Origin of the sequence: Enterobacter sp. BIDMC 27 (assembly GCF_000534415.1) — a bacterium.
Classification (GTDB): domain Bacteria; phylum Pseudomonadota; class Gammaproteobacteria; order Enterobacterales; family Enterobacteriaceae; genus Enterobacter; species Enterobacter hormaechei_C.
This window is the reverse complement of record NZ_KI973178.1, coordinates 1,567,081-1,592,802: the sequence shown is the minus strand read 5'-3', so window position 1 is coordinate 1,592,802 and position 25,722 is coordinate 1,567,081. Positions and strand designations below refer to the sequence as shown.

Below are 25,722 nucleotides of genomic sequence, written 5' to 3'. Positions count from 1 at the left end.
GCCATGATTGATTCGCCCCGCGTCTGTGTTCAGGTTCAAAGCGTCTACATTGAGTCCCAATCCACACCGGATGAAGAACGTTTTGTCTTTGCTTATACCGTAACCATTCGCAATCTGGGGCGGATGCCTGTGCAACTGCTCGGGCGCTACTGGCTTATCACCAACGGCAATGGCCGTGAAATTGAAGTCCAGGGCGAAGGTGTGGTCGGTGAACAACCCCATATCGCCCCTGGCGAAGAGTATCAGTACACCAGCGGCGCGGTCATTGAAACGCCGCTGGGTACCATGCAAGGCCATTATGAAATGGTCGATGCCGACGGCAATGCTTTCCGCATTGCTATTCCCGTATTCCGTCTCGCCGTACCTACACTTATTCATTAATCTAATGTCTACATATCTGATTGGCGACGTTCACGGTTGCTACGATGAACTGATCGCATTATTAAAACAGGTCGACTTCACCCCCGGGCAGGACACGCTCTGGCTGACGGGCGACTTAGTGGCGCGCGGTCCCGGTTCCCTGGACGTCCTCCGCTATGTCAAATCGCTGGGTGACAGCGTGCGCATGGTGCTGGGCAACCACGATCTGCATCTGCTGGCCGTATATGCCGGGATCAGCCGTAATAAGCCGAAAGATCGCATTACCCCCCTGCTGGAAGCACCGGATGCCGATGAGTTGCTCAACTGGCTGCGTCGCCAGCCGCTGCTACAGATTGACGAAGAGAAAAAACTGGTGATGGCGCATGCCGGCATCACGCCTCAGTGGGATCTTGAGACGGCAAAAACCTGCGCGCGCGACGCCGAAGCGGTGCTGGCGAGCGACTCCTACCCGTTCTTCCTTGATGCGATGTACGGCGACATGCCAAATAACTGGAGTGATGACCTCAGCGGCCTGGCACGACTGCGTTTTATCACCAATGCTTTTACGCGGATGCGCTACTGCTTCCCGAACGGGCAACTGGATATGTATTGCAAAGATACGCCTGAAAATGCCCCTGCGCCGCTTAAGCCATGGTTTGCGATTCCGGGCCCCGTGACAAACGAATACAGTGTGGTATTTGGACACTGGGCATCGCTGGAAGGAAAAGGCACCCCGGAAAATATCTATGCGCTGGATACCGGATGCTGCTGGGGCGGGGATTTAACCTGCTTACGCTGGGAAGATAAAACTTACTTTGTGCAGCCATCCAACCGACAGCTGGACTTAGGCGAGGGTGAGGCAGTCGCCTCCTGAAGATGTTTATCCTCTCCCTTCGGGGAGAGGATAAAACCGTTAACGACGTTCCAGAATTTCGAAGCAGTAGCTGTGTGAGTTCTGCGCATCCGCATCGTGAAACTCACTGAATACGGACTCCCACTCGTCCGGATCGTAATCCGGGAAATGGGTATCCCCTTCCACTTCCGCATCAATGTGCGTCAGATACAGTTTCTGCGCTTTTGGCAGGAACTGCTCATACACACGCCCCCCGCCGATCACCATGATCTCTTCGGCATCGCCGCAGGCGGCAATGGCTTCATCTACGGACTTAACCCACTGAACGCGATCGTCAGTGCCCGGCTGGCTACTGATCACAATATTCTTACGACCCGGCAGCGGACGACCAATCGACTCCCAGGTCAGGCGGCCCATCACTACCGGCTTGTTTAACGTAGTACGTTTAAACCATGCGAGATCGGCAGGCAGGTTCCACGGCATGGCGTTTTCCATGCCGATAACGCGGTCTACCGCCAGCGCTGCAATCAGACTGATCATTGAAAATTTCCCGGATGCAAAAAATTGCCGCCACTATACGGAAAGCTTAATCTTTCGTCGACTGGCGGCAGGGTAAAGAATTAGAAATTTTTTAATATTGCTGGCAACTCCACTTCACGCAGAGGGTTTACTCTCCGGTTCATCCGCAGGATCACCAGTATGCTTGCCCTCTTCCGTTCCTTGCCAGCCGTGGCGCTGAACCAGCGACAGATGATTACGATCCTCGTTGATGATCTCCGTCAGCATGGTGCTGGTGCGTTTAAACACCGCAGCGCGTTCGGTTGCCGTACTGCTCGCCATCGCCACCATCTCTTCCACCATCTCATGATTAAAACGGCGGAACAGATCGGCACGCTCACGTGCCTCATACGCGCCAAGCCCCAGGCTTTCCAGCGCCATGCGGCCAGATTTGAGCGCCCCTTCGAAGGTTTCACGTTCAGGGGCTGCCACACCCGCCTGACGCAGCTGGATGTAGTGATCCACATCGCGCGCACGGGAGATAATGGTCAGATGCGGAAAATGCTCTTTGACCAGCTCAACCATCTGCATACTGGTCTCTGGATCGTCAATGGCATTAATCAACACCTCGGCTTTCGCCGCCCCGGCGGATTCCAGCAGATCGACGCGGGTCGCATCACCGTAAAACACTTTCATATCGAATTTACGCAGCGTATCGACATGGTCAGGATCGTGATCGAGAATGACCATTTTGACACCGCTGGAGAGCAGTAAACGGCCAGTAATCTGCCCGAAGCGGCCAAATCCGGCGATGATCACCCGCGGCTGCTCCTCGTCGATCTCATCGGCTTCTCGCTCCTGTTCGCTTCCCGTTTTCTCCAGACGCGTCAGCAGCACCAGCAGGATCGGCGTTGCGGCCATCGACAGCGCAACCGCCAGCGTCAGCGCTTTTGCCCATTCCGGATCAAGTACATTTGCCATCTGCGCTGCGCCAAAGACAACGAAAGCAAACTCACTCCCCTGCCCCAGCAGCACGGCAAACCAGCGGCGTTGCGGTTTTGGCACATTTAACGGGCGGGCAATCAGCCACAGCATCGCCATTTTAATGACCAGGAAACCCACCAGCAGAATGATGATGCGCAGCGGATGGGTTACCAGCGTCCCGAAGTCGATAGACATCCCGACGCCGATGAAAAACAGCCCCAGCAGCAATCCTTTAAACGGCTCGATATCGCTTTCCAGCGCGTGACGGTATTCGGAGCTTGCCAGTAAGACCCCCGCGAGGAAGGCGCCCATTGCCATCGACAGCCCGGCCTCTTCCAGCAGCAATCCAAAACCAAACACCAGGAATAACGCAACGGCGCTGAATACTTCGCGCAGGCCAGAGCGAGCAACAAAGCGCAGCAGCGGACGCGTTACGTAGCGACCAAGCAGAACAACCAGCGCCAGCGCACCGGCAACCTTCAGCGCTGATAAGGCAAATGCTCCCAGCGTCGTTGATGCGCCGCTGGCTGCCAGCAGCGGGATCATCGCCACCAGCGGGATGGCGGCAATATCCTGGAACAACAGTACGGAGAAGGTGCTGCGCCCCATTTGCGACACCGTCAGATTACGCTCGTTCATTGCCTGCATGGCAATCGCCGTCGAGGAGAGCGCCAGCGTCATGCCGATCAGCTCTGCGACTTTCCACTCCATCCCCAGCAGAATGCAGAACCCGCCCAACAGCAGACCGCAGGCCAGCATTTGCAGGGCGCCTCCGCCAAACACCGAGGCGCGCAGTTTCCACAGCCGCTGCGGATCCAGCTCCAGACCAATCACAAACAGCATCAGCACCACGCCGATCTCCGCAAAATGCAGGATCGACTCGGCATCCGTCACCAGCCGAAAGCCCCAGGGGCCAATCACACACCCGGCAATCAGATAGCCGAGCACCGAGCCCAGCCCCAGACGAACCGCCACGGGCACAATTAATGCCGCCGCGCCGAGGTAAATCAGCGCCTGTATCAGCGTATGGCTATCCATTGTGCGTCTCCTGCCACTCAAGTAAACGTTGTTTGTAGTGACGAGCCTGCGCCTGCAAGGTTTCATCGTCGCAGACAAAGGTACAGTGCATCGCAAAAGGCGGAAGCCAGTTCAGACCGCAGTAAAGGGCAGTAGCCTGGAGCGGCTGCGCCAGCACGTCAAATCCGGGGAAGGCGCCAATCTCAAAGTGGCTTTCCCCCCCGCCGGTGGTAACAGCCCACATCAGGCTTTTGCCCTGAAGCGCGTTGCCGTTGTGTCCATATGCCCAACCGTGGGAGAAAACTTTGTCGATCCACAATTTCAGCAGCGGAGGCGTGCTGTACCACTGCATCGGATGCTGCCAGACGATCAGATCGGCACGGGAGAGCGCCTCCTGTTCGGCGGCGACATCGATATTGAAATCAGGATAGAGTTGATAGAGGGAACGTATCTCTACGTTTTCAAGCGTCCTTGCCTGCTCAAGCATCCGCTTATTCGCATGCGAGTGCTGCGGATAGGGGTGCGCATAAATTATCAGAATCATGTATATGCCCGTCTTTTACTTTTCTTGTAGCAATGAGTGTAGACAGTTACCACCCCGACTTAAAGGGGTCATCTTACGCTTCAAAGTAAATCGCAAGTATTGGCAATCATCACCACCTTAACAGCGATTACGGCGCTAAAGAAAGAAAACGACGCGTACGACAAATTCATGCCGCAAAATAATAGTAACAACTCATATTGCCAACAGATATTTTTAGAGGACCTTAAGTCATTCTTTAATAAAACAGTCTGTACATAACCCATTGAAAAAATAATAATTTTACGCTCTTTGTTTTGAGCTCATTATTTAGGCGATCGATATACGTTTCACACACGTGTCGAATATTCCTTCTCACTCAAATGGATGTGTACATGAGCAACAAACCCTCCCAATTAAATAATACAACCAAAACTCTGGGAAAGATATTTCCTGCCTTGTTGATATGCACCCCTGCGGTTGCGTTTTCTGCAACGATTGACCAATCAACTTCTGTTCCTCAAGATTTCTCAGCCGATGCTGAATATGTTATTAATAAAGACGTGACGATATCTTCCGCAGATAGTGAAGCGGCGGTATCTGTCACTGGGTTTACTATCAATAATATCACTAACGAAGGGAATATTTCCGGTAGGGAAACTGGCCTGGATATAAATACTGCCGCGCAACGTGTTGTGGTGAATAACGAGGAAGGTGCCGCCATCACATCGAAATCGGCTACAGCTATTAGTATTGAATCAATGCAAGGTGAAATTAGCAACCGTGGGAATATAACCGCTTTTGAGGATGGTATATTCGTTAGTGAAAACTCATCGGCTGTAAGTATTTCAAATAGCACAACCGGAGTTATTAAAGGTAAAACTGGCCTGAACGCACTTGCAGGCGTTGCCATTAATAATGCGGGTACGATCACTGGCACAGCGAATGATGGAATCGCTCTGAGCGAGGGTAACACTAAGGTCATAAATACTGGTAACGTGCAGGGTGCGCAATACGGTTTTAATGTAACGAATAATGCAAAAGTAGATATCACGAATAGCGGAACGATTAGTGGTGATACAGCCGCTGTTATGTTTGCCAGCAATAAAAATAACACCCTGGTGCTTGATACGGGTTCCATTCTTATCGGTGACGTTATTTCCACCAATTCCACGGGAAACACTCTCACCCTGATCGGCACCGGTACGGAAGACAGTAACTTTGTGGGTCTGAACGAAGGCGACGGTTTTGCCAGTATAAAAATGATGGGCGAAAATTGGGCGCTGTCGGGCGATCTCGATATTATTGGCTCTGGCGATTCCTTGCTGATAGACACGGGCGCGTTAACCCTGTCAGGCGCGGTATCGAATACCGGTAATACACGGGTGGCCAAAGATGCTTCGTTGCAACTGGGCGATGGCGAAAAAACCGCGACCCTCAGCGGTGGGCTCACCAACAACGGTACCGTCATTTTTAACCAGGGAAGCGATTTCACTTTCGCCACCGACATGACCGGTAGCGGTAACGTCGAAAAAGTTGATTCCAACACCCTGACCCTGACGGGCAAAAATAGCTATACAGGGGATACGGTTCTGCACGGCGGCACCACGCTGGTCTCCACCGGCGCAACGCTCGGCGTCAAGGGCAGTAACGCCACCGTTACCGTTGAAAATGGCGCGACCTTTGCCACCGCAGGCGAAGTGAACAACAACATCGCGGTTCTTAGCGGCGGTACGCTGGCGGCATGGAATGCAGTCCAGGGTAACTCCACGCTCAGCGCTTCCGGCGTCGATACCATCAACGGCAACGTGACTAATGGCGGCACGCTGTTACTCAGTGCGGCTAATAAGAGCGTTGGCAATAATTTTACGATTAATGGCGACTACACCGGCTCTGACGGTAGCCAGATCGTGATGAACAGCACCCTGGGTGAAGATAATTCACCAACTGATCACCTCACTATTACGGGTAGCAGCTTCGGTCAGTCTGGCATCAGCATCACCAACATTGGCGGCGCAGGCGCGCAAACCATTAACGGTATGGAAATTGTCAGCATCGGCGGCAGTTCCGAAGCCCAACTGACGCTGGCAAAACCGGTCGTTGCAGGCGCCTGGGAATATAGCCTCTACCAGCACAGTGACGGCAACTGGTATCTGGAATCAAAGGCGACGCCTTCTGATGAGCCTTCCGACGACACCGATGACGGTGGCAATACTGATGATGGCGATAACACCGACAACGGCGGCAACACCGATGATGGTGGCAACACCGACAATGGCGGTAACACCGATAACGGTGGCAACACCGATGATGGTGGCAACACCGACAACGGCGGCAACACCGATAACGGCGGCAGCACCGATAACGGCGGCAGCACCGATAACGGCGGCAACACCGATAACGGCGGCAGCACCGATAACGGCGGCAGCACCGATAACGGCGGCAACACTGACAACGGCGGTAACAATGCTCCGGAAGTCATGGCACCTGAAGTGGGTGCTTACTTAGGTAACTACCTTGCCGCACAGGGCATGTTCCTGCATAAGCGTGACGATCGCGACCAGATCACCTTCCGCAATGAAGACGACCTGAACACCTGGATGTACGTTAAGGGTCGCTATCACGAGAACGATGCGGGTGGCGATAAAGTCAGCTACGACACCACCACCACCGTACTGCAAGTCGGCAGCGATTTCATGAGCAAGCCAATGGATAACGGTATCCTGCGTGCTGGCGGGATGTTCGGTGCAGGCCAGGCGAAGACCCACTCTGATGCGAAGCACAACGTACGTGACGCACAGGGTAAGGTTGATGGCTTCAATGTTGGGCTGTACGCCACCTGGCAGGAAGATCAGAAATTACGTCTGGGCAGCTACGTTGATACCTGGGCCGCTTACAGCTGGTACAACAACAACGTCACCAGCAATCGCAACGATGAAGACTACGATAGTGAAGGTTTCGCCGCGTCTGTTGAAGTCGGCCACGCGTGGATAATCCAGTCTGAAAATGAACGCACCTGGAAGATCGAGCCGCAGGCGCAGGTGATCTACAGCTATCTCGATCAGGAAAATCATACCGATCGCGACGGCGTACGCGTCACTACCCTTGACAATGACAGCGTCTTTGGTCGTCTCGGCATTAAAGCAAGCTACTTCCAGCAGAAGGACGTCAAGGCCTGGCAGCCGTACGTTGCGGTTAACTGGTTGAAAGGTGCAGGTCAAAACGATCTGGCATTCAACGACGAGACCGTCAGCAACGATACGCCGGAAGATCGTGGTCAGTTAGAGTTGGGCTTAACCGGCAACCTGAACGAAACCACGACGATCTCCCTGCGTGCCAGCGGCGAGTGGGGTGAAAACAGCTATGCCGCCTACGGCGGTCATATTTTGTTAAACCATCGCTGGTAATCGATCATCCTGAAGCAAAAAAGCAGTGGCATGTGCCACTGCTTTTTTTTAGTTATCCAGCTCGCCCATTGATTTAACCTGGTCACGGTTAATCTGTTCAGTTTGACCGGTTTCGGCGTTTTTGTACGATACCAGACCGGTATCGTCATCCACCTGCGGTTTCCCGTCAGTAACAATCGTTTTGCCATCGGTGGTTTTTACGGCCTGATTGGACGAACAGCCCGCCACGGTGAACATTGCGGTGGCAGCCAGAACGGAAGCGATCAGTAGTTTATTTTGCATGGTGTATTCCCCTGCTCTCAGTTGAATTTTCGTTATCGACCTAACTATTTTAGGCTAACTGACTGAAAGCGGATGAAAAACCAGAAGGTTCTTAAGATGGGAAAATTGCCCGGTAACCGGATGGCACCGGGCAATGTGTGTTACTTGCTAATCTGAGCGTGCATTTCCTGCACCGAAATCACCTTCTCGGTGGCATCCGCATTCAGCGCCATGGCCGTCGCGAAACCGCCGTTCAGGGTGGTGTCGTAATGCACTTTGTACTGGAGCGCGCTGCGGCGAATCAGTTTGGAGTCTTCAATCGCCTGGCGACCTGCGGTGGTGTTAATGATGTAGGTGTACTCGCCATTCTTAATGCGGTCCTGAATGTGCGGACGACCTTCATGCACTTTGTTCACCAGACGCGGGTTGATACCCGCTTCACCCAACACAATCGCCGTACCGTGAGTGGCGTCCAGCTCGAAGCCCTGTTTCAGCAGCTTGGCAGCCAGGTCAACCACGCGCTCTTTATCGCCTTCGCGAACGGAGAGCAGCGCACGGCCAGATTTTCTCATGGTGGAGCTACTGCCCAGCTGCGCTTTCGCAAACGCTTCTGCGAAGGTACGGCCAACGCCCATCACTTCCCCGGTAGAGCGCATCTCTGGCCCTAACAGCGGGTCAACGCCCGGGAATTTGTTGAACGGCAGTACCACCTCTTTCACCGAGTAGTACGGCGGGATAATTTCTTTCGTGACGCCCTGCTGAGCCAGCGTCTGGCCAGCCATCACGCGCGCCGCCACTTTCGCCAGCGGAATACCGGTCGCTTTGGAGACGAACGGTACGGTACGCGCCGCACGCGGGTTGACTTCAATCAGATAGACTTCGTTGTCTTTTACCGCGAACTGAACGTTCATCAGGCCGCGAACCTGGAGCTCGAAGGCTAGCTTCTGCACCTGCTGGCGCATCACGTCCTGAATCTCCTGGCTCAGGGTGTACGCTGGCAGAGAACAGGCGGAGTCACCGGAGTGCACGCCCGCCTGCTCGATGTGCTCCATGATGCCGCCAATCAGCACCCTTTCGCCGTCGCAGATGGCATCCACGTCGACTTCAACCGCGTCGTCGAGGAAGCGGTCGAGCAGCACAGGCGCATCGTTGGAAACGCTCACCGCCGTCTGGAAGTAGCGACGCAGGTCCGCTTCGTCGTAGACGATTTCCATCGCGCGGCCGCCCAGTACGTAGGATGGACGCACCACCAGCGGGTAGCCGATCTCTTTCGCTTTCTCAACGGCCATTTCAATTGCGGTCACGGTGGCGTTCGCCGGCTGTTTCAGTTTGAGACGGTCAACCGCCTGCTGGAAACGCTCGCGGTCTTCCGCACGGTCAATCGCATCCGGGCTGGTGCCGATAACCGGCACACCTGCTGCTTCCAGCGCGCGCGCCAGCTTCAGCGGAGTCTGGCCGCCATACTGCACGATCACGCCTTTTGGCTTCTCGATGCGCACGATTTCCAGCACGTCTTCCAGGGTGACCGGCTCGAAGTAGAGGCGGTCGGAAGTGTCGTAGTCGGTCGAGACGGTTTCCGGGTTACAGTTGACCATAATGGTCTCGTAACCGTCTTCGCGCAGCGCCAGTGAGGCGTGTACGCAGCAGTAGTCAAACTCGATGCCCTGGCCGATACGGTTTGGACCGCCGCCCAGCACCATAATCTTGTCGCGGTCGACGGACGGGTTCGCTTCGCACTCCTCTTCATAGGTGGAGTACATATATGCGGTATCGGTCGAGAATTCAGCCGCACAGGTGTCCACGCGCTTGTAGACCGGGTGCAGGTCGTACTGGTCGCGCAGCTTGCGGATTTCCGCTTCACGCACGCCCGCCAGCTTAGCCAGACGCGCATCGGCGAAGCCTTTACGCTTCAGCATGCGCAGGAAGTCTGCGTCCAGGCCGTTGATGCCCAGCTCCGCCACTTTCTCTTCCAGACGCACCAGCTCTTCAATCTGCACCAGGAACCAGCGGTCAATGTTAGTCAGGTTAAATACGCCGTCGACGGACAGGCCCGCGCGGAAGGCATCGGCAATGTACCAGATACGCTCTGCGCCCGCGTCTTTCAGCTCGCGGCGGATTTTGGTCAGTGCTTCCGGGTCGTCCAGGCTGACTTTCGGGTCAAAGCCGGTCGCGCCCACTTCCAGGCCGCGCAGTGCTTTTTGCAGGGATTCCTGCTGCGTGCGGCCAATCGCCATGACTTCACCAACGGATTTCATCTGGGTAGTCAGACGGTCGTTGGCACCGACGAATTTCTCGAAGTTAAAGCGTGGAATTTTGGTCACAACGTAGTCGATGGACGGTTCGAAGGACGCTGGCGTGCGGCCACCGGTGATATCGTTCATCAGCTCGTCAAGGGTGTAACCCACCGCCAGTTTCGCCGCCACTTTCGCAATCGGGAAGCCGGTGGCTTTGGAGGCCAGTGCGGAGGAACGGGACACGCGCGGGTTCATTTCGATAACAATCAGACGGCCGGTTTTCGGGTTCACCGAGAACTGCACGTTTGAGCCGCCGGTTTCCACGCCGATTTCACGTAGTACCGCCATCGAGGCGTTACGCATGATTTGGTACTCTTTGTCGGTCAGCGTCTGAGCTGGCGCAACGGTGATGGAGTCGCCGGTGTGGATCCCCATCGCGTCGAAGTTTTCGATGGAGCAGACGATGATGCAGTTGTCGTTTTTATCACGCACCACTTCCATCTCGTACTCTTTCCAGCCAATCAGCGATTCATCAATCAGCAGCTCTTTGGTTGGGGAGAGATCCAGGCCGCGCTCGCAAATTTCTTCAAACTCTTCGCGGTTGTAGGCAATACCGCCGCCGGTGCCGCCCATGGTGAAGGAAGGACGGATGATGCACGGATAACCCACTTCAGCCGCAACGGCCAGCGCTTCTTCCATATTGTGCGCGATACCGGAACGTGCGGTATCAAGGCCAATTTTTTTCATGGCCACGTCGAAGCGGCGACGGTCTTCTGCTTTATCAATCGCGTCGGCGGTCGCACCGATCATGGTCACGCCGAACTCTTCCAGCACGCCCTGACGCTCCAGCTCCAGCGCACAGTTCAGCGCCGTCTGGCCGCCCATGGTCGGCAGCACCGCGTCCGGACGCTCTTTCTCGATAATTTTGCGTACCACTTCCCAGTGAATCGGCTCGATGTAGGTCGCATCCGCCATTTCCGGGTCGGTCATGATGGTGGCCGGGTTAGAGTTTACCAGGATGACACGGTAACCCTCTTCACGCAGGGCTTTACACGCCTGCGCGCCGGAGTAGTCGAATTCGCAGGCCTGGCCGATGACAATCGGGCCAGCGCCAAGGATCAGGATGCTTTTTATGTCTGTACGTTTTGGCATGGTCTTCTCAGCTCCTGATTATTTAGCGGTCTTACGGTATTGCTCGATAAGTTCGATGAAGTGATCGAACAGCGGCGCGGCATCGTGTGGGCCCGGGCTGGCTTCAGGGTGGCCCTGGAAGCTGAACGCAGGCTTATCGGTGCGATGGATACCCTGCAAGGTACCATCGAACAGTGACTTATGCGTCACGCGCAGGTTAGCTGGCATCGTCGCTTCATCCACAGCGAAGCCGTGGTTCTGCGCGGTGATCATCACCGTGTTGTTGTCGATATCTTTCACCGGGTGGTTACCACCGTGGTGGCCAAACTTCATCTTGACGGTGTTCGCTCCGCTCGCCAGCGCCAGCAGCTGATGGCCGAGACAGATGCCGAATACCGGGATGTCGGTTTCAAGGAAGGACTTGATGGCGTCGATAGCGTAGTCGCACGGCGCCGGGTCGCCAGGACCGTTAGAGAGGAAGATGCCGTCCGGGTTCATCTTCAGAACATCTTCAGCAGAGGTTTTCGCCGGAACCACCGTCAGGCGGCAGCCACGGTCAACCAGCATACGCAGGATGTTGCGCTTGGCGCCAAAATCGTAGGCCACCACGTGGAACGGCAGCTCGCTTTCCGGTTTCGCTTCCGGCAGGTCGCCTTCCAGCGTCCAGCTTCCCTGCGTCCAGCTGTAGGCTTCAGCGGTGGTCACTTCTTTCGCCAGGTCCATACCGTTCAGTCCCGGGAAGGCTTTCGCTTTTTCCAGCGCCAGCGTCGCATCGAGGTTATCCCCTGCGATGATACAACCGTTTTGTGCACCCTTCTCGCGCAGCAGACGCGTCAGCTTACGGGTATCGATATCGGCAATCGCCACAATGTTGTGGCGCTTCAGGTAAGAAGAGAGGTCTTCGGTGTTGCGGAAGTTGCTGGCAATCAGCGGCAGGTCGCGAATGACCAGGCCTTGCGCATGTACCTGAGAGGATTCTTCGTCAGCCGCATTGGTGCCGACATTGCCGATATGAGGATAAGTAAGAGTAACGATTTGGCGAGAATAGGAAGGATCAGTGAGGATTTCTTGATAACCGGTCATTGAAGTATTGAAAACGACTTCCCCAACCGCCGAACCCGTTGCCCCTATGGCCCGACCGATAAACTGGGTTCCGTCTTCCAGAACCAATAGCGCTGACTTAATCAAAACACCCTCCAGAGAATATTCACTCACTTTATTTGCATATTAATTCATAACCATGTCATGAATCAATGCAAATGTGTTGCCAGCGGATTTTTGGCAAACGGCGGCATTCTGGGGATTTGCCATGTAAAAGTCAACTTAAAACGGGAGTTTTGTATATTCTTTTGCAAGCCTGGCGGTCTGAAATCATATTAAGCGGCAAAAAGATCAACTAAATCACTGTGGAAACCGCTTGCGCATCCAGTTTAATCGAAAGGAACGTCTTACAGGAATAAAAAGTGGACCAAATGGTCAAAATTTACAGTTCAGCAACAGAAATTATCGAGAAAACACTTACTTTAAATCAGTTAGACACAATAAACATCCCAAACAGACAAAATAAAAGGGCAATAAAATATTGCCCTATGCAATCAAGTAATTACGACTGCAATAACCACATCACGAAGGGTAATAATGCTTACAAATTGTTGAGTTCGAGGACATCTCGCATATCAAAAAGACCATTACGCTTACCTTTCAGCCACAATCCCGAACGTACCGCCCCGTTTGCAAATGTCATGCGGCTGGATGCTTTATGAGTGATTTCGATCCTTTCGCCAATATCGGCGAACATAGCGGTATGTTCACCGACGATATCACCCGCGCGAACGGTGGCAAACCCAATGGTGCCAGGCACGCGCTCGCCAGTGTGGCCTTCGCGAGAATAGACCGCGATGTCTTTCAAATCTTTATCCATTGCACACGCAATCGCTTCGCCCATTGCCAGCGCCGTGCCTGACGGAGCATCGACTTTATGGCGATGGTGCGCTTCGACGATTTCAATGTCGGTGTAGTCGCCCATCACCTTCGCCGCCTTCTCCAGCAGTTTCAGCATGACGTTTACCCCCACGCTAAAGTTTGCCGCAAAGACAATCGCAATCTCAGTGGACGCATCCTGAATGGCTTGCTTACCGGCCTCGTCAAAACCGGTGGTGCCAATCACCATCCCTTTACCGTGCTGACGGCAAAACGCCAGGTGAGCCAACGTGCCTTCAGGGCGGGTAAAATCGATAAATACGTCAAAGTCTTCTTTCACCGCCTCAAGGCTGCTCTGCACGGTAACGCCCGTCTGACCTGCGCCTGCCAGCTCGCCTGCATCGGCTCCCAAAAGCGATGAACCTTCACGCTCCAGCGCCGCGCCAAGCGCCACGCCATCCATCTGTAGTGCCGCCTGAATCAGCTGACGGCCCATACGTCCACCCGCGCCCGCAATGGCGACGCGGATCTGTGCATCATGCATAGTTATTCTCTTACGTTAAAATGATGTAAATCGTTTTCAGATTAACCAGCCTTTGCACAGGCTGCCACAGAAAACGCCGATAATTAGAATTTAATGATAAACAGGGTGAGATATCAGTGAAAGACATGATCGTCAGCTAAAACCACATGATTCCCGCACCACCAGCGCAGGCGGCAGAATGATGCGTTTGGCGGGTTCGTCGTTGCCCTGTATGCGGCTGTAAAGTAACTCCCCTGCCTTACGACCAATCTCTTTCGCCGCCACCGATACGGTGGTCAATGCGGGCTGCACCAGAGCCGCTTCGGTAATATCATCGAAACCGACCAGCGCAAAATCACGTCCCGGCTCACGGCCCATCTTGCGTAAGCTTTGCATCACCCCCAGCGCCACAACATCCTGATAGCAAATCGCCGCACTGATGTGTGGATGCTCGAGAAGTAACGCCTCTGCCACGCGCGCGCCGTCGCTTTGGCTGGCGTGAGAGGTTCTGATCCAGGCAGGATTCGGCGTCACGCCGTACTCCAGCAGCTTGCTGGTAAAGCCCCCGATACGCTGCGCCCGAGAGCCCGAATTCTGGCTCCCTCCAATGAACGCAATGTGCCGATGGCCCATTCTGAGCAGATGCTCCGTCGCCATCTGCGTGCCTAAGAAGTTATCCGTTCCGACAAAATCAAAATCCGGATCGTTCAGCGGTCGCACAACCATGATAGCCGGAATATTGCGCCGCTTCAGACCCTCAAAAAAGGCCTGGGGCGTTTCCCGAGCCGCACACAGCACCATACCGCCGACGTTATTACGCATCAGTGAATCAACAAATTTTTGCTGTCGCTCTGCCGATTCCTCGCTATTCGCCAGAAAAAGCATCAGCTCGTGGCGCTCCATTTCATGACTTAGCCCTGCCGTCATCTCGCTGTAAAAAGGGTTGGTGATATCGTGCAAGAGCAGCCCGACCTGGTTACTGCTGCGGTTACGTAAATTGGCTGCCGTCTGGTTATAGACATAGCCGGATTCATCCAGCGCCTTAAGCACACGTTCGCGCGTGCTTTGCGAAATGCGGCCTTTGTTGCAGAGCACCATCGAGACCGTCGCCGTTGACACGCCGGCGCGTTTCGCGACATCGGCCAGTGTAATTCCCGTCATGTTGTCTCCTTCATCATCACTACAGGTTAATCGAATAACCTGTTTTCTGCATTTTTCCCTGTGAGACTCTTCACATTACCGCTGTTGTTCTGGATTCGATTCGCATTTATGGCGGGTTAATCGCGTTAACCACTCTTCTCAAATACGGTTAATCGAATAACCTTAAATAACGATTACGGAGGATACAATGACAACCTACGACAAATTCCCCACGGTGGCGATACAGGGTTTTGATGACAGCGCCTGGCAAGGCTGGGAAGCAATAACCCGCGTTCTTGAGTCAAAAACCCAACAGCGCAGCCGCACGGTGCTGGTGATTGACTGCTATCCGGGCGTGCGCATGACCGAGCTTGAAGAGAACGTGCTGCCGCGTCTACGCCCGACGCTGGCGATCAATGCTGAACAGGCGCGACGGGATGAGTGTGCCATTCATGAGATGCTGGCGCGCAACCTCACAGACGATCGCGTCTTTGGCGTTCTCTCCTGCCACCAGCTTGGAGAGTTTTTCGATCCCGCGCGTCTGGAGGCGTTGCAGGTTCAGGTGAACCAGTGTTCCGGGGGGCTGATTGTGATCTACGGACCCGGTGCGACGCTTGTCCATCCGGGTGATGTGCTGGTGTATGCCGATCTGCCGCGCTGGGAGATCCAGCAGCGTATGCGCCGGGGTGAGACTGGGAACTGGGGCGCAGATAATCAGCAGGAAGATATGCTTCGTCGCTACAAGCGCGCCTTTTTTGTCGAATGGCGCGTCTTCGATCGCCACAAAACACCGCTGCTCAGGCGCACCGATTTTTTACTGGATACAACCCAGACGAACCAGCCCGCGATGGTCAGCGGCGAGGGCCTGCGAGCCGGGCTGAAGCAAACTACCACCCAGCCTTTCCGCGTGGCGCCCTTTTTCGATCCTGGCGTCTGGGGCGGCCAGTGGATGAAACAGCAATTCGATCTCGATCCCTCTGCACCCAATTACGCGTGGGGTTTTGACTGCGTGCCCGAGGAGAACAGCCTGTTACTGCGTTTTGGCGCAGTGCGGATCGAGATCCCCTCTCAGGATCTGGTTTTGCTTGAGCCCCGTGCTCTGCTGGGCGAGAAAGTTCACGCACGTTTCGGCGCGGAATTCCCGATCCGTTTTGACTTCCTCGACACCATGGGTGGCCAGAATCTGAGCTTCCAGGTCCACCCCATTACCGAGTACATCCAGCAGCAGTTTGGGATGCACTATACCCAGGATGAGAGTTATTACATTCTGGAAGCGGAGCCGGGTGCCGTCGTCTATCTGGGGACCAAAACCGGCACAGACCCTGAGGCCATGATGGACGATCTCAGGCGCGCGGGTCGCGGTGAAAAACCGTTTGATGACGACCGCTTCGTTAATCAGATCCCGGCAAAAAAGCACGATCATTTCCTGATCCCGGCTGGGACGGTGCACTGCTCCGGCGCGGGAACCATGGTGCTGGAGATCAGCGCTACGCCGTATATTTTCACCTTCAAACTGTGGGACTGGGGCCGCCTGGGCCTGGACGGGCTGCCGCGCCCGGTCCACCTGGAGCACGGTGAAAAGGTGATCGACTGGCAGCGCGACACGCGGTGGGTACATCAGCATCTGGTGAATCAGTTCGAACCTGTCGCGGAAGGAAACGGCTGGCGTGAAGAGCGTACTGGCCTGCACGAGCGTGAATTTATCGAAACCCGCCGCCACTGGTTTAGCGAACCCGTTTTGCACCACACCGGCGGCGGCGTGAACGTGCTGAATCTGGTAGAGGGCGACGAAGCAATTGTCGACAGCCCAACCGGTGCATTTGAGCCGTTTACCGTCCATTACGCCGAAACCTTCATCATTCCGGCAAGCGTAGGTGACTATCGCATTTCACCTTCAGCCCGTGCTTCCGGACACCCCCTCGCGACTATCAAAGCCTGGGTAAGGAGCTAACGATGATTCATTTTATTGTCGCCACTCATGGGCCGTTAGCCGCCGCGCTGCTGGAGAGCGGCCGGATGGTATACGGCGAGCTCCCCGGCGTACACGCCATTTGTCTGACCGAACAGGCGGGAATAGAGGGCTTCCGGCAGGATTTCATCTCCACACTGGAAGCGGCAAGCGTCAACGCTGACGGCGTGCTGGTGCTGTGCGACATGCAAAGCGGCACGCCGTGGAACGTGGCCTGTGAGGCCGCGTTTAACCCACATACGCAGCCGCCGGTCGCCGTGGTGGCTGGAGTCAACTTCCCGATGCTGCTGCAAACCGATGAGGTGATGATGGCTCGCGATGTTCATCAGGCTGCCGGGCAGCTTATCGAACTTACTCTGCCGACGCTGGTACAGGCGAAACCGGCAGATACTGCACAGACAGACGATTTTTAAGGAGCCGCATATGAGTATTTCTTTTGTACGCATTGACGATCGCGTGATCCACGGGCAGCTCATTACACGCTGGGCCAGGGAGCTGCCCTGCGACGGCATCGTTGCCATTGACGATGCCGTTGCGGCCGATCCGCTGTTATCGTCGGTCATGAAAGGAGCCGTATCAGATACTAAAGTGTGGCTGTTCGATACGGCAACCGCGATCGAAAAACTGCCAAAAGTGATTGCCAGCGAAAAGCGCTATTTCGTGATTGGCAAATCTCCACTCACGCTACAGCGCATTGAGCAGGCGGGCATTAGCCTGAAAAACAGCAACGGAAAAATTAACGTGGGCCCGATGAGCGCCCGGGCTAACACGATCACCATCGGCCCGAATCAATCGGTAACCCAGGATGAAGCGGCGGCGTTCGAGTGGCTGACCGGGCAGGGACACGCGATTGAATTCCGCCTGGTTCCTGATGCCAGTTTTTATACCTGGCAGGATGCCAGACAAAAGCTGAAATAAGGAGCAGATCATGATTATCGAAGCGGCTTTAATTGGCCTGCTGTGTTATCTGGGCGCACTCAGTAGTCCGTGGCTTTTAGGGCTGACGGGCGGCTGGTATCTCATCTCCCGACCGCTCATTTCCGGGATGCTGGTTGGCCTGATCCTGGGCGATATCAAAACCGGGATTATGATTGGCGTAGCGGTGCAGGCGGTGTATATCGCAATGGTGACACCCGGCGGCTCGATGCCAGCAGATTTAAACTTTGTGGCTTATCCGGCCATTGCACTGGGAATACTTTCCGGCAAAGGACCTGAGGTTGCCGTCGCGCTGGCGGCGACTATTGGGATCGCCGGAACCATTCTCTTCAATGCGATGATGGTGCTGAACTCCTTCTGGAACCATCGTGCGGATGTGGCGCTGGAGAACGGCGACGAGCGCGGGATCTACCTCAACAGCGCCATCTGGCCGCAGGCGATGAATTTTGTGCTGCGCTTTGTGCCTACCTTTATCGCCGTCTTTTTTGGCGCACAGTACATTAGCGGGTTTATGGACAACCTGCCGCACATCGTCCTCTCCACCATGAATGTGCTGGGCGGCATCTTGCCCGCCGTCGGTATTGCCATCCTGCTTAAGCAGATCATCAAAAGCTATACCATGCTCATCTACTTTCTGGTGGGCTTCGTTTGCATCGTTTTCCTGAAACTCAATATGGTCGCGCTGGTGATCGTGGGCGCCCTGCTGGCACTGATTCATTACAACTATAAACCCGAGGCACCGCAGGCCGTGGCTTCAGCACCTGTCCCTGACGACGAGGATGAATTCTGATGGAAGAACGTAAACTCACCCGCAAGGATCTGCGCCGCTGCTGGCGAGCGTGGATGATGCACAACCTCTCCTCAATGAGCTTTGAACGCCTTGAATCCTTCGGCTTTTGCCTGAGCATGCTGCCGGTCGCAAAAAAGCTCTATCCCGACCCGGTACAACGTACCGAGATGCTGCGCCGTCACGCGTCGTTCTACAACACGGAGCCACAGATTGGCGCGATCGTTAACGGTATGGCGCTGGGGCTGGAGGAGAAAAAAGCCAACGGCGAGCCGATTGACGGTGAAACCATAAATACCCTGAAGGTAGGCCTGATGGGGCCAATTGCCGGGATCGGCGATTCGATGATCCCCGGCATGCTGATCCCGATCCTGCTTAGCATTGGGATGGCGCTGGCGGCAGGCGGAAATATCCTCGGTCCACTGTTTTATACCGTTGCCTGGCTGGCCATCATTATCCCTGGCTCCTGGTTCCTGTTTCTCAAAGGCTACCAGATGGGATCAGGCTCCGTGGAGATGCTGGTCAGCAGCAAATCTACCCGGCTACGGGAAGCGCTCTCGCTACTGGGCGTATTTGTCATGGGCGGCGTGGCGGCCAGCTACGTGAAGCTCGGCACCGGGCTGGAGTTCATCACCCGGGACGGGGTTAACATTCACGTTCAGCAGATGCTGGACGGTATTTTCCCGCAGCTGCTTCCGCTGGCGGTGGTGCTGGGGACCTGGTATCTGATGGCAAAACGCGGCGTGTCGCCGGTAAAAGCCATGATATTGCTGCTTATACTGGCAGCGCTTGGCGTGGCGTCCGGTTTGTTTGCAGGATAAGAAAACCGGGGCAATGCCCCGGCTTCTTTATGGATGGAAGTTATTCCACAGTTCTGCGACTTTATCCGGACGCGAAATAAACTGGAACCGTGCGGGGTCATCAATAAACTGCTGATAAACAGGCGCATCAGTAATGCCAAATTCCGGATAACTTCTCGGCGTAATCATCTGCAAGCGCCCTGGTCTGTAGTGACTGTTATGCTGCCAGACAATATGATTACCCTGAACTAAGGGATACCAGGCCAGACCTTTTCGCGCACGAACGGCCTCATACTCAAAGCCATATTCCCGATCGCACCACGCACCAAACGTCAGCGGCTCATTGGGCGAGGCCGAAATCGTCGCATGGCCCCATCCGGGAGGGACCAGTACCTTTTCACCCGGCCCCGCGAGTACCGCAAAACAACGTCCCGGATCGTCGTCCACATACTCCTGCATGTAGATAATCGCTTTACCCTGCCAGATTTCGTACAGCTCAGGGGGCGACCATCCGCTGTGCTGGCTAATACGGTGAACATGTCCCTGGCTGCGGACCGGCTCATCGCCAAGCGTGCCTGCCGCGTAGGTGACCACACCAAAAAGCAGCATGCGTTTTTCGAGCTCCGGCCTGTCCGCCAGACGCGCCACGTCCATCGCGATGGCATATACCTGTTCAGGCCCTTCGCAGTCCGGATTGCGCAGCGACGGGCGGATCTGATCCAGTGTTCTGATCTCCGGCATCGGCCCGGTAACATCCTCTCCGTAGCAAAAACCGAGCGGCTGACGGGTGATGGTCATATCAAGGCCATAGTTAGCCATGGCGCACCTCGTAACCTTCCCCGGAGGCAAAGATCCGCAGGGTGAAGCCCTCTGCCAGCGCCGCATAGTCGTGTCCCGCAATGCTCGGCCAGACGGCAAGGGAGGATAGCGTCTCGTTGCCAGTGTTAATCAAACGATGCGCTGTAAAAGGAGGAATAATATGCACGGAGCCAGCCGTCACCTGCTCAAGCCGCGCGTCGCCCGCCTCCGTTTGCAGCAGCAACAAGCCACATCCGCGCAGGCCAAAATAGACCTCGCCCTGTTCGCGGCGCTGATGAAAATGACCGCGAGTCATAAAGAACTCATCGCCCACGTTACCCGCACGCAGGTGAGTTACCCCAACGAAGAGTGCCCCTTCCCCTACGGGCGAGCCCAGTACGTCTACGTCATACACACTTTTTTGAGGATTGCCGCACTTCCACGCCTCGCCGTCTGCGAAGATCCCAGGAAGATCCGCAAGACGAGTCGTTTTGCGGATAAGCGGCCCGCCGGCTAGCGCGCCGGTAGCCCACGTCAACTGAGGTGGCAAAAAGATGTCTGAATTCATATCGCTCTCCGGCCCGAGGAGAACAGCAATATCATGATGGCAGATTAAACGATTAACCTAGTGATAAAAGCGTCAATATTGATGGTGAATCACAGTTAACCAGAAACAAAAATGCCGGAGGCTTTCGCCACCGGCATTTTGAAGATTGAGAGGACATTATTCCACTTCGCGGGCGTCGATTCGCAGCTCTTTCGGCACTTCGAAGACAATGTTCTCTTCACGGCCTTCCAGCGGCACCGCTTCGCCACCGCCCAGCTCTTGCAGGCGGGCAATGACGTTTTGCACCAGGATATCCGGCGCTGAAGCGCCTGCGGTAACACCGACGCAGGCCGCGTTTTTCACCCACGCTTCCTGAATGTCCGTTGCGTCGTCGATCAGGAACGCCGCTTTCCCCATACGCTGCGCCAGTTCGGCCAGTCGGTTGGAGTTAGAGGAGTTTTTCGAGCCGACCACCAGCACCACATCCGCCTGTTCAGCCAGGGCGCGTACGGCTTCCTGACGGTTGGTGGTTGCATAGCAGATATCATCTTTGCGCGGCCCGACGATTTTCGGGAAGCGCTGGCGCAGGGCGTCAATCACGTCTGAGGTGTCGTCTACGGAAAGCGTCGTCTGGGTCATAAATGACAGACGGGCTTCGTTTTTCACGTCCAGCGTAAAGACATCTTCCGGTGACTCAACCAGATACATGCCCCCTTCCGGGTTGCTGTACTGGCCCATGGTGCCTTCAACTTCCGGGTGACCAGCGTGACCAATCAGAATTGACTCTTCACCACGACGGCTGGCGCGCGCCACTTCCATATGCACTTTTGTCACTAACGGACAGGTGGCATCGAATACGGTCAGATCGCGGCTTTTCGCCTCGTTGCGTACCGCCTGAGAGACGCCGTGCGCGGAGAAGATGAGGATTGCGCCGTCCGGCACTTCGCTGATCTGCTCGATAAAAATCGCACCGCGCTCGCGCAGGCTGTCGACCACGTAACGGTTGTGCACCACTTCGTGACGCACGTAAATCGGCGCGCCGTAAATCTCCAGCGCGTTTTCAACAATGCTGATAGCGCGGTCTACACCGGCGCAGAAGCCGCGCGGGTTAGCCAACAGGATCTGCATTTTACTCCTCCAGTGCCGGATCGATCTCCAGCACTTCGACATCAAAATGAACGGTACGCCCGGCAAGCGGATGGTTGAAATCGACGGTGATAGAATCGCCGTTGATTTCTCGGATCACGCCAGGCATTTCGCTGCCGTCCATAGCGGTAAAGAGCATAATCGCCCCGATTTCTGGTTCACCCGCATCCATAAACTCACGACGCGAGAAATACTGGATCAGGTCCGGGCTTGGCACGCCAAATGCCGCATCCGGCTCCAGCGAAAACGCTTTTTTCTCGCCCTCTTTCAGACCCAGAAGCTGCTGCTCAAGGCCTTCAGACAGGGAGGTGTCACCCAGACGAAACAGCGCCGGTTTGCCATTGTTGCGGGTGGATTCGGCCGTGGAGCCGTCATCCAGCTTCAGCGTGAAATGAACGAGAACCGCGCTGTTGCTCTGTACGGATTTAGACATGCAAATTGCTCGCTTGTTTTGGGTCACCTGTTGCCCGGTGGCGCTACGCTTACCGGGCCTACGGAGGCCACAAATTCTGTAGGCCGGGATCGCTACGCGTCACCCGGCTGGTTTTGTTACGCCTGCTCTTTCGCGGCCGATTTAGGCAAGAAGCCTTCCAGCACGATTAACGCCGCACCAACGCATATTGCGCTATCGGCGAGGTTAAAGGTCGCGAAGTGCCAGTCGCCGACGTAGAAATCGATCATATCGACCACAAAGCCGTGCCACAGGCGGTCAAACAGGTTACCCAGCGCGCCGCCAATGATCAGCGCGTAGGCGATGTTATTCAGCTTTTGCGTGGCCTTTGAGCGGTACATCAGCACCGCCAGCACGACGCAGATACCGATAGCGATACCCGCGAAGAACCAGCGCTGCCAGCCACCGCTGTCGGCAAGGAAACTAAACGCCGCACCATAGTTGCGGGCATAGTGCAGGTTAAGCGACGGAAACAGCGGGACCGTATCCCCCAGAGCGAAATTCTGGAGGATCAGGAACTTGCTGCCCAAATCAATAATCAGCACCACCACCACCAGCCACAGCCAGCGCAGTCCTGTTGAACAGAGAGTTTTACTCATCAGGCAAACTTACGTTTTTCGCCGTCACCGGCGACGTTGCTTACACAGCGTCCGCAGATGTCTGCGTGTTCCGCCACCTGACCGACATCAGTGGTGTAATGCCAGCAACGCGGGCATTTTTCACCGTCGGCTTTGCTCAGTGCGACCTTCAGTCCTTTGAGCAGTTCACTCTGCTGAGCATCAGCAGTAGCTTCGGCATAATCCGCAACTTTCGCACCGGAGGTCAACAGGACAAATCGTAATTCATCGCCCAGCGCGGTCAGTTTGGCCGCCAGCTCCGGTTCGGCGTACAGGGTCACGGTCGCTTCCAGCGAACCACCGACTTTCTTGTCAGCGCGCGCCTGCTCGATAACCTTATTCACTTCGCCACGCACTTTCAGCAGCTCGTCCCAGTAGGCATCGTTCATTGCTTCAGTGCTGGAGAGGTCGAACAGACCTTCGTACCACTCGCCGGTGAAGACATACTTCTCGCGTTCGCCCGGCAGGTAACCCCAGATTTCATCCGCGGTGAAGGACATGATCGGCGCCATCCAGCGTACCAGCGCCTCTGCGATGTGGAACAGCGCAGTCTGGCAGCTACGACGCGCCACGCTGTCCGCTTTCGCGGTGTACTGGCGGTCTTTGATGATGTCGAGGTAGAACGAGCCCATCTCGATGGAGCAGAAGCGCATCAGGCGCTGCACCACTTCGTGGAAGTCGTAAGACTCATAGGCTTTAAGAATATCTTCCTGCGCCGCTTTCGCGCAGCCTACCGCCCAGCGATCGAGCACAACCATCTCTTCCGGCTTCACCATGTCTTTCACCGGATCGAACCCGTTCAGGTTCGCCAGCAGGAAGCGCGCGGTGTTACGAATACGACGATAGCTGTCAGCAGCACGTTTCAGGATCTCATCAGAGACCGCCATTTCGCCGGTGTAGTCGGTAGAGGCCACCCACAGACGCAGAATGTCCGCGCCCAGTTTGTTCATCACGTCCTGCGGAGAAACGGTGTTACCGATAGATTTGGACATCTTACGGCCCTGACCATCCACGGTGAAGCCGTGGGTCAATACCTGGCGGTAAGGTGCTTTACCCTTCATGGCGGTGGAGATCATCAGCGATGACATGAACCAGCCGCGGTGTTGGTCAGACCCTTCCAGATACATATCGGCAGCGTGACCAGCAAACTCCGGACGCACGTCAACCACGGAGGAGTGGGTAGACCCGGAGTCGAACCACACGTCCAGGGTATCCGGCACTTTCTCGTAGCTGTCTGCGTCAGCGCCCAGGATGTCGCGGGCGTCGAGATCCCACCACGCCTGAATGCCGTCAACTTCGACGCGCTTCGCCACTTCTTCCATCAGTTCCAGAGTGTTCGGGTGCAGCTCCTGCGTCTCTTTATGTACGAACAGAGACATCGGCACGCCCCAGGTACGCTGACGGGAGATACACCAGTCAGGACGGTTAGCCACCATGGATTCGATACGCGCCTGGCCCCAGTCAGGGATCCACTGCACGCCTTTGATCTCTTTCAGAGACTGGGCGCGCAGGCCTTTCTGGTCCATGCTGATAAACCACTGCGGGGTTGCACGGAAGATGATCGGGGTCTTGTGACGCCAGCAGCACGGATAGCTGTGCTGCATTTTCTCAACGTGCAGCAGCGCGCCGCTGGTGCGCAGCATGTCAACGATGATGTCGTTAGCTTTAAAGACGTTGATGCCGTCCAGCGCCGGGTAGGTGCCAGGCAGGTAAGAGCCGTCCGGACCAACCGGGTTAGCGATTTCCAGACCATATTTCAGGCTGATGTTGTAGTCGTCAGGACCGTGGCCACCGGCGGTATGCACCGCACCGGTACCCGCGTCCAGCGTGACGTGGTCGCCCAGAATCGCCGGAACGTCGAAGTCCAGGAACGGGTGTTTGAAGCGCATCAGTTCCAGCGCGTCACCTTTTACGGTGCCCAGCACGGTGTAATCGGTGATGTTCGCGCGTTTCAGCACGCTTTCGACCAGGTCTTTCGCCAGGATAACCGCACGGCCATCAATCTGCACCAGCGCATACTCAAACTCGCCAGAGAGGGAGATCGCGCGGTTAGCAGGCAGCGTCCACGGGGTGGTGGTCCAGATCACCAGAGAGATCGGGCCGCTTACACCAGGCAGACCAAATTTAGCTTTGATCGCATCCTGATCGACCGCTTCGAAGGCCACGTCGATAGAAGGCGAGGTTTTGTCGTAATACTCCACTTCCGCTTCTGCCAGCGCAGAGCGGCAGTCGACGCACCAGTGCACCGGCTTCGCGCCTTTGTGCAGGTGACCGTTGCCGATGATTTTACCCAGCGCTCGGATGATGTTGGCTTCGGTTTTGAAGTCCATGGTCAGGTAGGGATGCGACCAGTCACCCAGCACGCCCAGACGGATGAAGTCAGCGCGCTGACCGTCAACCTGGGTGGCAGCGTATTCGCGGCATTTCGCGCGGAATTCTGCGGCGGTGAACTTCTCACCCGGCTTACCGTACTCTTGCTCAACTTTCAGCTCGATCGGCAGACCATGGCAGTCCCAGCCCGGAACGTAAGGCGAGTCATATCCCGCGAGTCCTTTGGACTTCACGATAATGTCTTTCAGAATCTTGTTTACAGAGTGACCAATATGAATGCTGCCATTCGCATATGGAGGGCCATCATGCAGAATGAAGGTTTTTTTGCCTTTTTTGGCTGCACGAATGATGCCGTACAGGTCATCATCGGTCCAACGCGCCAGCATTCCCGGTTCACGCTTGGCGAGATCGCCGCGCATCGGGAACCCTGTTTCCGGCAAATTCAGGGTTGATTTATAGTCACTCATCAGATTCTCGGTTCCGTATTTATCA

22 protein-coding genes are annotated in these 25,722 nt (G+C 55.5%); 8 read left to right on the top strand and 14 right to left on the bottom strand.

All coding sequences use genetic code 11. The features are described from left to right. The first annotated feature begins 3 nt into the window (after positions 1-3). Both apaG and apaH read left to right on the top strand, forming a co-directional pair. On the top strand, positions 4-381 hold the full coding sequence (gene apaG / locus L463_RS14970; RefSeq protein WP_003856425.1) for a Co2+/Mg2+ efflux protein ApaG: 378 nt from the start codon (positions 4-6) through the stop codon (positions 379-381). 4 nt (positions 382-385) lie between these two features. After that, positions 386-1,234 carry a bis(5'-nucleosyl)-tetraphosphatase (symmetrical) ApaH gene (gene apaH / locus L463_RS14975; protein WP_015572649.1) on the top strand — a complete coding sequence of 283 codons (849 nt, stop codon included), beginning with the start codon at positions 386-388 and terminating at the stop codon, positions 1,232-1,234. A 39-nt stretch (positions 1,235-1,273) separates the two neighbouring features. Here apaH and folA read toward each other — a convergent pair whose 3' ends face one another. The 3 genes from folA to kefF form a co-directional block, all read right to left on the bottom strand. Further along, positions 1,274-1,753 carry a type 3 dihydrofolate reductase gene (gene folA / locus L463_RS14980; protein WP_003856431.1) on the bottom strand — a complete coding sequence of 160 codons (480 nt, stop codon included), beginning with the start codon at positions 1,751-1,753 and terminating at the stop codon, positions 1,274-1,276. Positions 1,754-1,867: 114 nt separating this feature from the next. After that, entirely contained in the window at positions 1,868-3,733 is a 1,866-nt protein-coding gene (kefC, locus tag L463_RS14985; RefSeq protein WP_023295908.1) for a glutathione-regulated potassium-efflux system protein KefC, read from the bottom strand. Beyond that, positions 3,726-4,256: a glutathione-regulated potassium-efflux system oxidoreductase KefF gene (kefF, locus tag L463_RS14990; RefSeq protein ID WP_017383806.1), complete on the bottom strand. Its 531-nt coding sequence runs from the start codon at positions 4,254-4,256 to the stop codon at positions 3,726-3,728. The genes kefC and kefF overlap by 8 nt, the downstream gene beginning before the upstream one ends. A 371-nt stretch (positions 4,257-4,627) precedes the next feature. Here kefF and L463_RS14995 point away from each other — a divergent pair, with 371 nt between their 5' ends. Beyond that, positions 4,628-7,639, top strand: a complete 3,012-nt coding sequence (locus tag L463_RS14995) for an autotransporter family protein (RefSeq protein WP_180255695.1) — start codon at positions 4,628-4,630, stop codon at positions 7,637-7,639. A 48-nt stretch (positions 7,640-7,687) separates the two neighbouring features. Here the strand turns inward: L463_RS14995 and L463_RS15000 are convergent, their stop codons facing one another. The 5 genes from L463_RS15000 to L463_RS15020 all read right to left on the bottom strand — a co-directional run bounded on the left by L463_RS15000 (position 7,688) and on the right by L463_RS15020 (position 14,869). After that, complete coding sequence (locus L463_RS15000; protein WP_003856439.1) at positions 7,688-7,921, bottom strand: YgdI/YgdR family lipoprotein; 234 nt, start codon at positions 7,919-7,921, stop codon at positions 7,688-7,690. Between the two features lie 140 nt (positions 7,922-8,061). Continuing rightward, positions 8,062-11,286, bottom strand: coding sequence for a carbamoyl-phosphate synthase large subunit (carB, locus tag L463_RS15005; protein WP_023295906.1), 3,225 nt, complete (start codon positions 11,284-11,286; stop codon positions 8,062-8,064). 18 nt (positions 11,287-11,304) lie between these two features. Next, a complete protein-coding gene (gene carA, locus L463_RS15010) occupies positions 11,305-12,453 on the bottom strand; it encodes a glutamine-hydrolyzing carbamoyl-phosphate synthase small subunit (RefSeq protein WP_023295905.1) in 1,149 nt (382 codons plus the stop codon). Between the two features lie 454 nt (positions 12,454-12,907). Beyond that, entirely contained in the window at positions 12,908-13,729 is an 822-nt protein-coding gene (dapB, locus tag L463_RS15015; RefSeq protein WP_023295904.1) for a 4-hydroxy-tetrahydrodipicolinate reductase, read from the bottom strand. A 132-nt stretch (positions 13,730-13,861) separates the two neighbouring features. After that, on the bottom strand, positions 13,862-14,869 hold the full coding sequence (locus L463_RS15020; protein ID WP_032103041.1) for a LacI family DNA-binding transcriptional regulator: 1,008 nt from the start codon (positions 14,867-14,869) through the stop codon (positions 13,862-13,864). 187 nt (positions 14,870-15,056) lie between these two features. Here L463_RS15020 and L463_RS15025 point away from each other — a divergent pair, with 187 nt between their 5' ends. From L463_RS15025 to L463_RS15045, 5 genes are read left to right on the top strand one after another with little or no spacing between them, the layout of a single operon-like run. Then, positions 15,057-16,799, top strand: coding sequence for a class I mannose-6-phosphate isomerase (locus L463_RS15025; RefSeq protein ID WP_032103043.1), 1,743 nt, complete (start codon positions 15,057-15,059; stop codon positions 16,797-16,799). Between the two features lie 2 nt (positions 16,800-16,801). After that, a complete protein-coding gene (locus tag L463_RS15030) occupies positions 16,802-17,230 on the top strand; it encodes a PTS sugar transporter subunit IIA (RefSeq protein ID WP_017383812.1) in 429 nt (142 codons plus the stop codon). Positions 17,231-17,240: 10 nt separating this feature from the next. Then, complete coding sequence (locus tag L463_RS15035; RefSeq protein ID WP_015572639.1) at positions 17,241-17,735, top strand: PTS sugar transporter subunit IIB; 495 nt, start codon at positions 17,241-17,243, stop codon at positions 17,733-17,735. A gap of 10 nt (positions 17,736-17,745) precedes the next feature. Continuing rightward, positions 17,746-18,543 (top strand): PTS mannose/fructose/sorbose/N-acetylgalactosamine transporter subunit IIC, encoded by a 798-nt coding sequence (locus L463_RS15040; RefSeq protein WP_032103045.1) that lies wholly within the window; start codon positions 17,746-17,748, stop codon positions 18,541-18,543. Continuing rightward, positions 18,543-19,361 carry a PTS system mannose/fructose/sorbose family transporter subunit IID gene (locus tag L463_RS15045; RefSeq protein ID WP_015572637.1) on the top strand — a complete coding sequence of 273 codons (819 nt, stop codon included), beginning with the start codon at positions 18,543-18,545 and terminating at the stop codon, positions 19,359-19,361. Before L463_RS15040 ends, L463_RS15045 begins: the two co-directional genes overlap by 1 nt. 27 nt (positions 19,362-19,388) lie before the next feature. Here L463_RS15045 and L463_RS15050 read toward each other — a convergent pair whose 3' ends face one another. From L463_RS15050 to ileS, 6 genes are all read right to left on the bottom strand, one after another. Continuing rightward, positions 19,389-20,159 (bottom strand): glucose-6-phosphate isomerase family protein, encoded by a 771-nt coding sequence (locus L463_RS15050; RefSeq protein ID WP_015572636.1) that lies wholly within the window; start codon positions 20,157-20,159, stop codon positions 19,389-19,391. Next, positions 20,152-20,706: a glucose-6-phosphate isomerase family protein gene (locus tag L463_RS15055; RefSeq protein ID WP_017383813.1), complete on the bottom strand. Its 555-nt coding sequence runs from the start codon at positions 20,704-20,706 to the stop codon at positions 20,152-20,154. Before L463_RS15055 ends, L463_RS15050 begins: the two co-directional genes overlap by 8 nt. A 156-nt stretch (positions 20,707-20,862) precedes the next feature. After that, entirely contained in the window at positions 20,863-21,813 is a 951-nt protein-coding gene (gene ispH / locus L463_RS15060; RefSeq protein ID WP_017383814.1) for a 4-hydroxy-3-methylbut-2-enyl diphosphate reductase, read from the bottom strand. A 1-nt stretch (position 21,814) separates the two neighbouring features. Next, positions 21,815-22,264, bottom strand: coding sequence for an FKBP-type peptidyl-prolyl cis-trans isomerase (fkpB, locus tag L463_RS15065; protein ID WP_015572634.1), 450 nt, complete (start codon positions 22,262-22,264; stop codon positions 21,815-21,817). A 116-nt stretch (positions 22,265-22,380) separates the two neighbouring features. Beyond that, entirely contained in the window at positions 22,381-22,881 is a 501-nt protein-coding gene (gene lspA, locus L463_RS15070) for a signal peptidase II (RefSeq protein WP_017694540.1), read from the bottom strand. After that, positions 22,881-25,697, bottom strand: a complete 2,817-nt coding sequence (gene ileS / locus L463_RS15075; protein ID WP_017383815.1) for an isoleucine--tRNA ligase — start codon at positions 25,695-25,697, stop codon at positions 22,881-22,883. The genes lspA and ileS overlap by 1 nt, the downstream gene beginning before the upstream one ends. Positions 25,698-25,722 lie beyond the last annotated feature (25 nt).

Bases quoted from the DNA above. Each gene is read 5' to 3' on its own strand.
- L463_RS15030 (WP_017383812.1), top strand. From the start codon at position 16,802: ATGATTCATTTTATTGTCGCCACTCATGGGCCGTTAGCCGCCGCGCTG.
- ileS (WP_017383815.1), bottom strand. From the start codon at position 25,697: ATGAGTGACTATAAATCAACCCTGAATTTGCCGGAAACAGGGTTCCCG.
- L463_RS15050 (WP_015572636.1), bottom strand. From the start codon at position 20,159: ATGGCTAACTATGGCCTTGATATGACCATCACCCGTCAGCCGCTCGGT.
- fkpB (WP_015572634.1), bottom strand. From the start codon at position 22,264: ATGTCTAAATCCGTACAGAGCAACAGCGCGGTTCTCGTTCATTTCACG.
- L463_RS15045 (WP_015572637.1), top strand. From the start codon at position 18,543: ATGGAAGAACGTAAACTCACCCGCAAGGATCTGCGCCGCTGCTGGCGA.
- L463_RS15040 (WP_032103045.1), top strand. From the start codon at position 17,746: ATGATTATCGAAGCGGCTTTAATTGGCCTGCTGTGTTATCTGGGCGCA.
- L463_RS14995 (WP_180255695.1), top strand. From the start codon at position 4,628: ATGAGCAACAAACCCTCCCAATTAAATAATACAACCAAAACTCTGGGA.
- kefC (WP_023295908.1), bottom strand. From the start codon at position 3,733: ATGGATAGCCATACGCTGATACAGGCGCTGATTTACCTCGGCGCGGCG.
- carB (WP_023295906.1), bottom strand. From the start codon at position 11,286: ATGCCAAAACGTACAGACATAAAAAGCATCCTGATCCTTGGCGCTGGC.
- L463_RS15000 (WP_003856439.1), bottom strand. From the start codon at position 7,921: ATGCAAAATAAACTACTGATCGCTTCCGTTCTGGCTGCCACCGCAATG.
- L463_RS15035 (WP_015572639.1), top strand. From the start codon at position 17,241: ATGAGTATTTCTTTTGTACGCATTGACGATCGCGTGATCCACGGGCAG.
- L463_RS15025 (WP_032103043.1), top strand. From the start codon at position 15,057: ATGACAACCTACGACAAATTCCCCACGGTGGCGATACAGGGTTTTGAT.
- ispH (WP_017383814.1), bottom strand. From the start codon at position 21,813: ATGCAGATCCTGTTGGCTAACCCGCGCGGCTTCTGCGCCGGTGTAGAC.
- kefF (WP_017383806.1), bottom strand. From the start codon at position 4,256: ATGATTCTGATAATTTATGCGCACCCCTATCCGCAGCACTCGCATGCG.
- lspA (WP_017694540.1), bottom strand. From the start codon at position 22,881: ATGAGTAAAACTCTCTGTTCAACAGGACTGCGCTGGCTGTGGCTGGTG.
- apaH (WP_015572649.1), top strand. From the start codon at position 386: ATGTCTACATATCTGATTGGCGACGTTCACGGTTGCTACGATGAACTG.
- L463_RS15055 (WP_017383813.1), bottom strand. From the start codon at position 20,706: ATGAATTCAGACATCTTTTTGCCACCTCAGTTGACGTGGGCTACCGGC.
- folA (WP_003856431.1), bottom strand. From the start codon at position 1,753: ATGATCAGTCTGATTGCAGCGCTGGCGGTAGACCGCGTTATCGGCATG.
- apaG (WP_003856425.1), top strand. From the start codon at position 4: ATGATTGATTCGCCCCGCGTCTGTGTTCAGGTTCAAAGCGTCTACATT.
- dapB (WP_023295904.1), bottom strand. From the start codon at position 13,729: ATGCATGATGCACAGATCCGCGTCGCCATTGCGGGCGCGGGTGGACGT.
- L463_RS15020 (WP_032103041.1), bottom strand. From the start codon at position 14,869: ATGACGGGAATTACACTGGCCGATGTCGCGAAACGCGCCGGCGTGTCA.